This is a genomic window from Erysipelatoclostridium sp. MSK.7.34 (assembly GCF_019041935.1).
Lineage (GTDB): Bacteria > Bacillota_I > Bacilli_A > Erysipelotrichales > Coprobacillaceae > Thomasclavelia > Thomasclavelia ramosa.
In genome coordinates, this window is the sequence record NZ_JAHPYJ010000040.1 from 1 (window position 1) to 13,129 (window position 13,129).

A 13,129-nucleotide genomic window follows, 5' to 3' on the forward strand; every position below is an offset into this window, starting at 1 on the left:
TCAACGAACTACACACTTAAACATTAATTATTTACTTTTAACTGACAAATTAAGGTTTTCATATTTAATTAATACAACTGCTATACGGAGTATATCCTGCATCTATAGTCTTCTTTGTCTTCTTTCACTATTAAATATACAATATACCAAAAGAATCACATTATCATTTATAGGATATACATCTAACCCATTCCATGTACTATATGATTTATGCACTTTTCTATTTATCAATATTAATAAATCTCTCTACGGTCCCCTCAAATTCATTATCCATATAAACCACAATGTCACTATCAGTTCCTGATAAAGTATCTGAATAGTAATGGAAAATCAATCTAGCTAATAAAATTTTTAAAAATAGATAATTTTAGTATTAGTATCTATATTATTGTCACTATAAAAATTAACTTCTTCTATGAGGACACATAAAACCGCTGCTCCATAATTTTTGAACACTTCTCTGTATTTGCTTTCTAGATTAATACTATCATCTACCTTCTCGATTTCAAGACTTATATCATTTATCAATTCTAGTGAATACCTCAAATCATTTAAATATTCTTTAATCCTATACTCTTTGTCCGCCCAAATAAAAAAAACATTTATACAAAAGTCTTTGCCAAGATGTCCCAAGCGTCTATATATCCGAGTTATCATTATTTTTTAGAAATAAACAATCATTACCTTCTAAAAATATTTAAATTAATTTTGGGTTACTAATAACTTTCCCAGTGGTAAGCACTTTTCGTATTTGCCATAATATCTTGTTAGATGATAAATATAAATTTTCTCAATTCTCTTGATTTCTTTTTTATTAATCCATTTTCAATAAAATGAAACAACTTAGTAAAATCTACTTATGTTCCTTTATTCATATCTGAACTATCATATATTTTCTTCATTTTTAAAATCCACTTTTAATAAATTAAATACTTCAGATAGATCACTTTCCATTGATATAGCATTTTCATACCTTTTAAAATTGCTAAAATATAATCAGCTTTTTTAATGATTATTCCAAAAGATTGTATTTTTTTCTTTTCCCGCACCCATACAGGGTTATAAGATACCTGTTGAATACAGACTGTTCTCATGAAAATTGTCCTCACTTTCCTCTCTAGTATTAAGCCTTTTTCTTTCAATTAAAATATCTTTCTTTTTATATAGCAAAAAAACTTATTTCATTAATTATAATGAAACAAGTTTTTTTAGTTATTTTTACTTTATTAATGATATAAATTATACTTTAATATTTCAGGGAGGAAATATTAATAGTTATTCATCTCTTAAAATTTTGCTACCTAATTTGGCATGAAAGCTAGCATCTTTAGTTGTTTGTATATCAATACCTTTTAATGCCGATACTTTTTCACATATCATAAATAACAATATTATATATTCAAAAGATACAAAGTCTTTCTTTTTCAAACTATTTACATAAAAATCTTTTTTATCAGTTAATTTTGTTCCAATAATAACAATATTATTTGTCCATTGCGATAATACTGTTTTTAATGTCTCCACCCTTGGTTCTACATTAGTATCTAATAAAAATAAATAGGAAGAATCATTGATAGCATTATAAATTCCATGTGTAAACTCTTCAAATTCATAACCAGATACTGGTACTCTTAAAGTTTCTACTAATTTTAAACTTCCTTCTAATGTAATGCCAAATACATCTTTGGTTCCAACTACACGAATATCTTTTGCCTTTACCAATGTCTTTCCATTTTTTTGAATCCACTGCTCTGCATCATCAACGATGCTTATGAGATTATTACTTACATTCTTATAGCTTTGTAAGAATTTTTTATATGCTGTTTGATCAATAATTCCATATGTTTTTGCCCAATACACTCCTAGTAACATTAAGTTAGCAATCGTACATAACATACCTTTTGTTTTGGGTTGTAAATCCCCTTCTTCTCCACATTTAACTGTCAGTATATAATCTGCAACTTCATTTAATACTACTGCATTATCATCTCTACCCGACATAGATGCTATATGGCATCCGTGTTTCTTTGCCCTTTTCATAGCACGATATGTACTTAAACTTGTTCCACTTTGCGATATTCCTATTACTAATGTAGTTTGAGAATTTTGAAAAATATAAGATTCTATTTCAAAGGGATATAAGACTTCTACTGGTATTTGCATATACTTTAACATACATTCTTTCGCTGCCACTCCAGCATGATAACTAGAACCAGAACCAGTAATTATAATTTTTTGATATCTATTTTTTACAACTTCTTTAAATAAGTTCTGGTGATTTTCTACTATTTCCATCATTCTTATGGGTGTTTCACGAATACATTGTTCCATTGTTAACATAGTTACTTTTCTCCTTACAACCTTCTTTTTAACCTAAAATTCCTAAATATGCACCACCAATACCAATAATTGTCATTAATACAATCATAGTAATAGGTTTTATCTTTTTAATAACAATTCCCCAATAAGTAGTTGCGAATACTAACAGTGAAGCTAAGCATGGCATAATTTGATTTAATAAATCAGATACTGTTTGGCTATTAGCACCATCGCTGAACGTATACACAATATTGAGATTTACTAAACTCGCACACATTCCTCCTACTACAAATAGTCCAAGTACAGTAGCTCCCTTTAATAAAACGCTCATCAATCCATTTGATTGCATTTCTGTTAAAAATTTAGTTCCTAAAGAATATCCTACATTCATTAATCCAATACGAATTGCAAAAGCTGGAATATTATAAATTAAGAAGAAGAGAATCGGTCCTAATATATTTCCTTGTAGGGCAAAGGTGGTCCCTACAGCCGTTGCAATAATCTTGAAAGTCCCCCAAAAGAAGGCATCACCAACTCCAGATATCGGTCCCATTAATGCTACTTTTGTTTCATTCACTACTTTGGTATCAAATTCTTTATTTTTAGCGATTTCTTCCTCCATCGCAGAAGCAATTCCTAAGTTAAACGTCATACATTGATTAGTTACATTATAATACTCAAGATGTCTTTTTAATGCTTTAGATGCTTCTTCTTTTTGTGGAAACAGCTTACGTAATACAGGAATCATTGCATATGCAAAGGCAATATTTCCTTGTCTTTCATATCCCCATGAAAAAGAGCAGCCACAAGATCTCAACATTGTTTTATTTAATTCCTTTTTCGTTAATTTAGAAGTCATCATTTATTCCTCCTTCTGTTATCGCAGCTGTTTCTGTTTTATTAATTTCCTGTTTAATAAGAATAATAGCTAATACTGTTCCAAAAATAGCTACCCCTAAAATTGGTAGTTGTGAATACGCAACAACTGCAAATCCACAAATGAAAATATAAATATTTGATTTAGATAACATAGTTCTAGCTAACATACTAAATCCAATTGCTGGCAATAAACCAATAGTTACATTTAATCCTGTTTGTACAAACTCAGGAATAGCATTCAATATATCACTCATAACATCACTGCCAGCTGCAAATGAGACAGTTACTAAAACTCCTAAAATTGCTGCCATCGTTAATCCGCAAGTCCAATGCAATATCTCTATGCCTCTGTAATCACCTTGCTCTGCAAGTTTATCGGCACGTCTTTGAAATAAAGAAACAATGTACCCATAATGAAAATTTTTAAAAATTAAAGCTAATGAAGCAACCGGTAATGCTAAAACCATCGCACTCTCTGCACTTGCTCCAGCATTAATAACAAATGCAGTTCCCAAAATAGTACCTATCATAGCATCAGGTGGAATAACTGCCCCAATAGAAGTAGCCCCTAAAAATGCTAATTCCAATGTTGCTCCTATCACAATTCCAGTTCGTAAATCTCCCATTAACAAACCAACTACAGTTCCGGCCATTATTGGTTGTGTAATAAAATTTCTACCTCCAGCATACTCAATAACTATAAGAGCCGCTGTTACTAGTCCAAGAATTATTGCTGTTCCAATCATTTTATTCTCCTCTCTCTCATTTTAAATATGGTATAGCCTTAACTTCTGGCACACGCTGTATAAATATTTCTACTCCCCTACCTAACATCTGTTGTAATTGTTTTTCTTCTTCAGGCAATACATAAAAGGTTTTAGCTAATTGTTTTCCTCCATCTTTTACCTTGGAATTCCCTAAATTAATCTTTCGGATATTTTCACATCCTTCTAATAATCTATATGCATCTTCTACAGTTTCAACAATTATTAATAGTCGGTATTGATTCGTAACACCACTGTTAATAGCCTTTATAGAATTTTCTATATCTTTCATGACCAGCTTTGTTGAAGGTGGTTTTGCCATATAAATAGCTGTCTTCTTAAGTTCATCCTTCATAATTCCATCATTAGCAATCAATATACAGTTAGCGTTTAAATAGTTAGTCCAACTATAAGCAATCTGCCCATGCAACAAGCGATGGTCTACACGCAACATTAAAATCATATAATCTTCCTCCTCTCTTTAAAATTCATCATTTTGATATGATTTTTTTACAATATCATTGCAATAACATATCATTTGTTTATTTTCTTCTAATAACGCATGTATTTGTTCTTCAATACTTCTATTTTCATTGATAATTTGTAAAATTAATGACATATTCATTCCTGCAATCAAATGAAATACATACGTATTTAATAGTCTAATAAAACTATTATTAACACTACCACCATATATATCAGTGATGACAATTACTTCATCTCCATCATTAAAACTTTCAAATATTTGTTTAACTTCTGCTTCAAATGAAAAATCTTCTTTTGTATATGCTGATATAGTATAAATGTTATTACTATGTCCTACTATAAAAGTAACACTATCTTTCATACCTTCTGCTAACATTCCATGTGAAGCTAAAATTATTCTTCTCATAAATTCCTCCTTTATCCCTACTATTAAAATTCATCCGATCCTACCTTTACACTGATATCATTCTTAATGTATTCGTACAAATAGGCAATCTCATTAATTGGTAAAGTAACTTTATAATGTTCTAAAATAGACGCAAAACATTCATTTACCACCTCAATAAATTCACTATTAGAATTTATAAATCCAGGAATATCATAATATTCTTCTACTGTTTTTTTCGTTACCAAACGTTCAATTAAAAAACAAATGTGCATATTGATTCCCACAATTGTCTTGCTTAGAAATTTGCGTTTTAATCGATGCTGCAAAGCGTTAGTTGCCTCATAAACATAATCTAGTAACTTTTGAGCATTTAATATTGTTAGATTTTCCATAATAGATTGCAATGAGAAATTTTTAAGTAATAACTGATCAAATTGTTCAATTTCTTTAGTACTTAAATATTCTGCTAAAATCTCATTTACCATATTAATATTCTCAAAGTTAATAATTTCTTCTAACGTCACATTTCTAACACCATCTAATTGTAAGTTCATTGGTTTTACTAATAGTTCAACATTATATTGAACAAAAATAGTATCCTTTTTACCATTTTGTAATAATAATTCGTAGTCATAAGCAATCATTTCAACCGCTATTGTTTTTGGTAAACTATCTTTAAATAATCGGCATAGTTTCTCTGCAATAGATATTCCAGCATCACTAGTAAACAAAATTGCTTTATCTTTTTTTGCAATAGAAATCATATGATAATATACTTTGGCTTGTTTACTTACTTCTTCCAATATTGTTTGTACTTTCTTTTTTTGTTTAATCTTATTTCCAATTTCTAAGGCCAATAGCGTGGAAATATTATTAATAATGCCAACATTTGCAAAACCCTCGATTTCTTTTCCTATTTCTTCTAAAGAACCCATATCAACCATTAAGATAATATTTTTGAAATGCCTATTATGTTGAACAAACATATTTAGTTTTTCTATCGTATCATCTACCGAACTATAGATGGGCATATCAATTGCTTCAAATACTTGCATGTTTAGTAAAGTATTTACTGCATCTGCAATAGAACTTGCCGTTGAATACCCATGACACAAAACAACTCCGATAGTATCTAACATTTTTGTGTTCAAGTTATATAACTTCATATTTAATAAAATAAATGATTGTTGAATCATAGAAAGAGAAATACGATAATTATTAGTAATTTGTTTATTAAGCATCTTACAAAGCTGTTCCGATTCATTTCCTATTTGCAATAAATATTCATATAATCTAGTTATCTCTGTGATATGCTCTTTTTCCCAAACGTTTAATCCAGAATTATGATTTTGTTGAAAAATAATTAATCTAGCTAGAACATAAGCAAAATTAATAGGAAAATTAATGATCGTGGAACTTCTTACTGTAGTTAAATAATTTGTAACGAATTTTTCCAATTGTCTAACTCTACAGTCATCGTATGTTTCCTGAAAAACAATAACATCATAGTAGTGTTTAATAATCTTCTTACTTTCTTCTAAAAATTCTTTCTCACTTTTGCAATTTGTATTTAATTGTTCGAATGAATGAATAATATTATTCCACAATGATATAATTTGAATTATCGAACTATCAATTTTAATATCCTTTAACGGCATACATTTTTCTTCCTCACTGGATATCTTAACTGTTGATAACATATAATCAGGTAAATGAAATACATATATATCCAAGTTCTCATTATCAGAATCAACATAAGCATTTGCACAAATAGACTTAACGCATTTTTTTAGTTCTGTTAAATTGTTGTTATACGTTTCTCTAATTAATGAATATAATAGCTTATTAGATATCGAAATATTTTTACCTAAACACTCCTCTTCCTCATAGAAAAAATGTAAAATAAGTTCCTTTTTTTCATCTTCATTTCTTTCAGAAAATGATGGAATATTGCATACTACAGGAATTCTTGATTCCAAAATTTCACACATCTGTTCTTTTTGACTTGGGATACTACTCAGAATAATACGAATATCCTTATATACTCGTTTCTTTCCTTTTTTTCGTAAGAAGGATTTTGATAATAAAAAATCTGCTAATTTTTCTTGCGTATTTTCTGGTAAATATGATACATTTTGAATGTATAAAATTCCATGATCTAAAGTATCCATAATTCCTTCTACTGTTTGTCCGTTGATTTCTGTTCCAAACAAAAACAAATCATAATCTATTTCTTTTTGTTGCTTTGTAACTTTAAGGTATTTAAATTGCGCATTTGATGGTATTATTTCTTGATTTATACAATAGTGATAAATAATTTCCCCTAGATATTTTTTCCCTGTTCCATTTTCCCCAACTAACAATATGGGTAATCCTCCTGGGTATGCGATTGCAGATTTAATTTGTTGTATTACATAGTGCAAACTTCCATCCTTGCCTACTACATTTTCAAAATCCATCCTAATAGAATCTTTACATTTAAGTATTTGGCGCAATTCTAACATACTCATATATTCACTTTGTCTTAATGCTACATGATACTTCTTTTCCAAAATTATTTTACTTAAATAATACACAGGCCTTGAAGTAATTTTTATAGCTGTGCCATTTTTTACCATATCATTTAAGTACATAGAAACTAAAGATCTAGACAGATGTAATGTCTGACTTATATACTTTGTAGTGAAAATATCCAAATTTTTATTGTCAAATTGTTTCGTTATTTCATCTAAATATTTAACAACCTGATGTTTAGAACTATATTGCGCCATAATTTCACCTCCTCTTTCTTATGGCTAAAGTATATTATATATTTTTATTATGAACTGTAGTTACAACCTATTTTGACACTATTTATGCTTAAAACTGCTTTTTTAACACTTAATTGTCCTATAATGGCATGTGTTTATTTTTATTTACACTATTTCATAGTGTAAATAAAAATAAACATTGTAATAAATTTGTGGTAATCTATATTTTAATAAAGGATATTATAATGCGGTTGAATTGACATTTCCGACAGATGTAAGAGAATGTATTATACTTATTGGTAAAGCTACAATTGGAAATGTTGTAAATAAATATTTCAAAATATTTTTCCAATTAAATTAAGAAAGTGAATTAGGAATATATACCGATTGTGTTCTCTTTGTATTATAATATTCAATATATTCTTCCATTGCAATCTTATATGCCACCTATATGAAATTATATTTGATTTGTTTTTTCATGAAATATGGATACCTCTTATTTAATTGATCTTTTTTTATAATATAACTTTATAAAAAAGCATAGTGAGTAGCTAGTACCATACAATTACTACTCACTTGATTTACTTCGATCCAGAAAGATTAAAGTAGAATTATCAAAGTCAGGATATCAAGTTAGCGTTCGAAAAATTCGTCGTATTATGCAAGAAAATGGCCTGGTTTCTAACTATACAGTAAAACAATATAAAATACATAAGAGTACATGCAATAATGATAAAGTAGAAAATATAGTACATCGTGAATTTGATAGAGAAAAAACATTAGATGTAGTAGTAAGTGATCTTACCTATGTAAATGTAGGTGGTTATTGGAATTATATATGTTTACTACTGGATTTATATAATCGAGAAATTATTGGGTATGCAGCAGGTAAACATAAAGATGCAAAATTAGTATATAAGGCCTTCAGCAGAGTACAAAGAAACCTGAATAATATTCAACTATTTCACACAGACAGAGGAAATGAATATAAGAATAGGATAATTGATAAAGTACTAGAAACATTTAATGTTAGTAGATCGTTAAGTGCTAAAGGATGTCCCTATGATAATGCAGCAGCTGAAGCCACCTATAAAATCATAAAAACAGAATTTGCATTTAATAGAATATTTAATAGTTTTGAAGAGCTGGAATTAGAATTATTTGATTATGTAAACTGGTATAATAACATTCGCATTCATGGATCATTAGGATATGTATCACCAGTTGAATATAGGATAAATTCTCTTTGAAATTGTCCTAAAAAGTGTTGACAATCCAAAATGCGACAGGTTCAAGAAATGACTTACTTTACAAATCTGCCTAAGGAGGAATTTGAAAAAAGAAAGATAGAAGATTTGTATTCAAAACGATGGGATATTAAAGTTGCGTACAAAACATTAAAAACTCAATTAGAACTTGAAAGAAATGTATCAACTAATGTTTAAGTTGTACAAACGAGTGTATATGCAAAAGTTTTGTTTTACGCTATATGTAATTGAGTTGAACTTAATAATTAAAAGAAATAAGAATTTGACACTCTCATTTCTTTGTTTCTAAATAATCTATAATATCTATAAGCTGATCAACGATAAATTGAGCATGACTTTGACGTAGTTAATGCATAATGTATAAGTTGTTGACTTGATGATGATGCAAGTGCTATTTTGTAGTTATGTAACTTTAAATAGTCGAGTAGGGAGAAAATATATGGATTGAGTATGGCTTGGTAATCTCTTTTTAAAGAGGCATAATACTTAGTTAATAAATCATTAAATTCTTCTCTTGAAGTTTTTTCATTCCACCAGCCATACACAATATCTCTAAACTTACGATTATCAACACATATCACTTGTTTATATTCATCAAGTAATAAATCAATGTCATATTTTTTATAAAATGCCATAAGTTCATTCATATACATTGTTTCACTATCAAAGATAACACCGTCCATATCAAAGATAACAGTTGTTTTATGATTCATGATTAATAATCTAATGCTTTATAATAACGTCTAATATCAATTGGATGACGTCTACAATGTTCTAAGTGTACATTTAATCTCATAAATGCTGATCTCATCATGATAGGAGATAAAATTCCTCTAAACTCATCACTTATTCCTTTTAATTCATAATCTTTTGTATCAAAAACAGTAACTTTTGCACTGACTCTATGAACAAAGTTTTCTACACGATCCATTTCTGGACGAGTTTTATCTTCACCTTTAATCAAAATAACTGGAATATCTCTTTCAATAACTTCTAATGTTCCATGGAAGAAGTTTGCTGCTGAAATTGGTCTTGTTCGCATCCATTGCATTTCTTCCATAATACACATACCATAGCACACTGCCCAATCTTCTAGGTTTCCTGATGCAACTAAATTAGTAATTGGTTCATCACAATATTGTTTTGCGTATGCTTCCATTTTAGCATCAGCATCTTTATAAATTTGTACAACATTTTCTGGCATGTTTTTAATCTCATTCATCAATTGATCATATTTATCAAATTGTCCCGCATTTTTCATAAAGCGTAATACAACTGAATACCACCAATAATATTCACCACCGAATGTATTTACTAAATAATCAACTTTTTTAGCCAAAGGAGAATTTAAAACTTCAACATATCCCATAACTTTGGCTCCTACTTCATGTGCTTTATCAATAGCTGCTTCAATTTCAATAGTATTACCTGATAATGATGCAATAACTACAATTGATTTTTCATTAAATTTAGCATTCCCTTCATATAAGAAATCAGTTGCATTTTCTAAATAAATTGGTAAATCACAACCAAGTTGTTTAGCAGTATGCATAATTTGTCCTGCATACAATAATGTTCCACCAATTCCAAATAAGAAGATATTTGAATACCCATCTTCACAAACTTTATCAACAATTTTTTCTACTTCAGGGATTAAATTTACTCCATTTTGATGTTCTGTTCTTACTCTGCTTTCATCGAAATTTAACATTTTTCTCTTTGATTCTTCAACTATTTGTATTGCTGATGATGCACCTATAACGTCTGCTCCTGATTTGAAAAATTTTTCTGCTTGTTGATATGTTCGTATTCCTCCAGAAGCTTTTATGCATATATTATCATCTAGAATATTTTTCATTAGTTTAACATCATTTAAATCTGCGCCTCGAAAGCTTCTTCCTGTCGATGTTTTCAAAAAAGTAGGTTTTACACGATTGGCAATATTACAAATTTCTCTTTTTATATTGTCTCTACCTTCAAGTTTACACATTTCTACAATAACTTTTTCAGCTATTCCATATTTCTGGCATATTTCATGAATAGAAAACATTTCTTCTTCTATTTTTTTTAGATTTCCATTTTCAACTGCATTTTGATTTAATACATAATCTATTTCTTTATACCCTATTAATGCATATTCTTTAAATTTATTAACTTTTTCTTCTAATGTTAATACACCTTCTGGAAAATCTATTGCACCGGCAATAATAATATCATCATTCAAAGCATTCACAGCATATTCATATTCTTGCTTTGTTCTAGCAAAAATACAGCGAAATCCATATTTGTTTGCTTTATCCAAATAAGTTTTAAAATCATCTTGAGGATCTCTTATATAGTCTAATTTTTTAGCAATATTTAACATATTTCTTTCCTCCACTTATCAAATAAAAATTTTGATTTTTTATCTGCTTCAAAAGGTTTTCTATAATACACACGATTAACAATTTCAAAAGAAAGCAATCCTGTATAGTTATATTTTTTTAATGTATTTAAATCTTGTGACATGCATCGTGTGCCATCTCCCCATGCCATATGACCAGTTGGATTCCCATCAACAAAATGACAATGAATAATTCTACTTCCAAAAGCTTCAAAATAATCATTTATATTTTCTTTAGCTTTTGCCATTGCTCCTAAATCTAAACAGATTTTTAAATTATCATGATTAACTAAATCGAGAAAATCCTTTAAGTCTGAAATTGTATTCACCAAAATTGATTCCATTGGCTGTAAAGCCTCTATCGCTAAAGGAATATTTTTAGATGCTCCATATTGAGCCAAACGATTCAACATTTTTGCACTTCTTTGTTTTGCATCATCCTTATTTTCTAATAAATACGCCCATCCACTAGTAACAACAACTTGATTCGCATTTATCTCATAAGCAATATCAATCGCATTTTTAAAATAGGCAAATACTCTTTCTTGTTCTTTTGTAGATTTAGCAGCCATATTATTCGGTTTTGGATTTGTTTGTTCTGGACAAACACCAATTACTTTTAATTTATATTTACGTTCCAATTGTCTTAAATTTTCAACTGGATCATACCCATTATAATCCAAATAAAAATGCATCGGTCCTGTCCAAAGTTCAACATATTGAAATCCATTTTCGAAAGACTTTTTAAAAAAATCTTCTAATGTATAAAAACGATAATGACAATTCATTGCACATACATCCATATATATCTCTCCCTTTTCATTTGTAATAAATGATAATGGCAATATGGTATAGGTATACATAATGCCATTATCCATATTATCAATGTATTAATAATTCAAAGCTTTATAATAACGTCTAATATCAATTGGATGACGTCTACAATGTTCTAAGTGTACATTTAATCTCATAAATGCTGATCTCATCATGATAGGAGATAAAATTCCTCTAAACTCATCACTTATTCCTTTTAATTCATAATCTTTTGTATCAAAAACAGTAACTTTTGCACTGACTCTATGAACAAAGTTTTCTACACGATCCATTTCTGGACGAGTTTTATCTTCACCTTTAATCAAAATAACTGGAATATCTCTTTCAATAACTTCTAATGTTCCATGGAAGAAGTTTGCTGCTGAAATTGGTCTTGTTCGCATCCATTGCATTTCTTCCATAATACACATACCATAGCACACTGCCCAATCTTCTAGGTTTCCTGATGCAACTAAATAAGTAATTGGTTCATCACAATATTGTTTTGCGTATGCTTCCATTTTAGCATCAGCATCTTTATAAATTTGTACAACATTTTCTGGCATGTTTTTAATCTCATTCATCAATTGATCATATTTATCAAATTGTCCCGCATTTTTCATAAAGCGTAATACAACTGAATACCACCAATAATATTCACCACCGAATGTATTTACTAAATAATCAACTTTTTTAGCCAAAGGAGAATTTAAAACTTCAACATATCCCATAACTTTGGCTCCTACTTCATGTGCTTTATCAATAGCTGCTTCAATTTCAATAGTATTACCTGATAATGATGCAATAACTACAATTGATTTTTCATTAAATTTAGCATTCCCTTCATATAAGAAATCAGTTGCATTTTCTAAATAAATTGGTAAATCACAACCAAGTTGTTTAGCAGTATGCATAATTTGTCCTGCATACAATAATGTTCCACCAATTCCAAATAAGAAGATATTTGAATACCCATCTTCACAAACTTTATCAACAATTTTTTCTACTTCAGGGATTAAATTTACTCCATTTTGATGTTCTGTTCTTACTCTGCTTTCATCGAAATTTAACATTTTTCT

At 28.9% G+C, this 13,129-nt stretch carries 12 protein-coding genes and 1 pseudogene; 2 read left to right on the top strand and 11 right to left on the bottom strand.

Annotation, left to right across the window (positions count from 1 at the left end; genetic code table 11):
• Positions 1-917: 917 nt before the first annotated feature.
• The 7 genes from KTF99_RS16045 to KTF99_RS16075 all read right to left on the bottom strand — a co-directional run bounded on the left by KTF99_RS16045 (position 918) and on the right by KTF99_RS16075 (position 7,607).
• A complete protein-coding gene (locus KTF99_RS16045; protein WP_008792860.1) occupies positions 918-1,094 on the bottom strand; it encodes a hypothetical protein in 177 nt (58 codons plus the stop codon).
• A 181-nt stretch (positions 1,095-1,275) separates the two neighbouring features.
• Entirely contained in the window at positions 1,276-2,340 is a 1,065-nt protein-coding gene (locus KTF99_RS16050; protein WP_008792861.1) for an SIS domain-containing protein, read from the bottom strand.
• 28 nt (positions 2,341-2,368) lie between these two features.
• Positions 2,369-3,181: a PTS system mannose/fructose/sorbose family transporter subunit IID gene (locus KTF99_RS16055; RefSeq protein ID WP_008792862.1), complete on the bottom strand. Its 813-nt coding sequence runs from the start codon at positions 3,179-3,181 to the stop codon at positions 2,369-2,371.
• The gene (locus KTF99_RS16060) at positions 3,168-3,944 is read right to left on the bottom strand and encodes a PTS mannose/fructose/sorbose/N-acetylgalactosamine transporter subunit IIC (RefSeq protein WP_008792863.1); all 777 of its coding nucleotides are present in this window, start codon (positions 3,942-3,944) and stop codon (positions 3,168-3,170) included. Before KTF99_RS16060 ends, KTF99_RS16055 begins: the two co-directional genes overlap by 14 nt.
• Positions 3,945-3,960: 16 nt before the next feature.
• Entirely contained in the window at positions 3,961-4,425 is a 465-nt protein-coding gene (locus tag KTF99_RS16065) for a PTS sugar transporter subunit IIB (protein ID WP_008792864.1), read from the bottom strand.
• Positions 4,426-4,443: 18 nt separating this feature from the next.
• Positions 4,444-4,854 carry a PTS sugar transporter subunit IIA gene (locus KTF99_RS16070; RefSeq protein ID WP_008792865.1) on the bottom strand — a complete coding sequence of 137 codons (411 nt, stop codon included), beginning with the start codon at positions 4,852-4,854 and terminating at the stop codon, positions 4,444-4,446.
• Positions 4,855-4,877: 23 nt separating this feature from the next.
• Positions 4,878-7,607: a sigma 54-interacting transcriptional regulator gene (locus tag KTF99_RS16075; RefSeq protein WP_008792866.1), complete on the bottom strand. Its 2,730-nt coding sequence runs from the start codon at positions 7,605-7,607 to the stop codon at positions 4,878-4,880.
• A 569-nt stretch (positions 7,608-8,176) separates the two neighbouring features.
• Here KTF99_RS16075 and KTF99_RS16080 point away from each other — a divergent pair.
• Positions 8,177-8,836 (top strand): annotated as a pseudogene (locus KTF99_RS16080) (IS3 family transposase); the annotation flags it as partial.
• 30 nt (positions 8,837-8,866) lie between these two features.
• Positions 8,867-9,031: a transposase gene (locus KTF99_RS16085; RefSeq protein WP_224209080.1), complete on the top strand. Its 165-nt coding sequence runs from the start codon at positions 8,867-8,869 to the stop codon at positions 9,029-9,031.
• Between the two features lie 137 nt (positions 9,032-9,168).
• Here KTF99_RS16085 and KTF99_RS16090 read toward each other — a convergent pair whose 3' ends face one another.
• The 4 genes from KTF99_RS16090 to KTF99_RS16110 form a co-directional block, all read right to left on the bottom strand.
• Positions 9,169-9,567 (bottom strand): HAD family hydrolase, encoded by a 399-nt coding sequence (locus tag KTF99_RS16090; RefSeq protein ID WP_008792869.1) that lies wholly within the window; start codon positions 9,565-9,567, stop codon positions 9,169-9,171.
• 2 nt (positions 9,568-9,569) lie between these two features.
• The gene (gene deoC, locus KTF99_RS17320; protein WP_254210217.1) at positions 9,570-11,219 is read right to left on the bottom strand and encodes a deoxyribose-phosphate aldolase; all 1,650 of its coding nucleotides are present in this window, start codon (positions 11,217-11,219) and stop codon (positions 9,570-9,572) included.
• The gene (locus KTF99_RS16105; RefSeq protein WP_029481442.1) at positions 11,213-12,040 is read right to left on the bottom strand and encodes a sugar phosphate isomerase/epimerase family protein; all 828 of its coding nucleotides are present in this window, start codon (positions 12,038-12,040) and stop codon (positions 11,213-11,215) included. Before KTF99_RS16105 ends, deoC begins: the two co-directional genes overlap by 7 nt.
• Positions 12,041-12,127: 87 nt before the next feature.
• The coding region (locus KTF99_RS16110) for an SIS domain-containing protein (RefSeq protein ID WP_217215643.1) at positions 12,128-13,129 on the bottom strand (1,002 nt) is incomplete at its 5' end.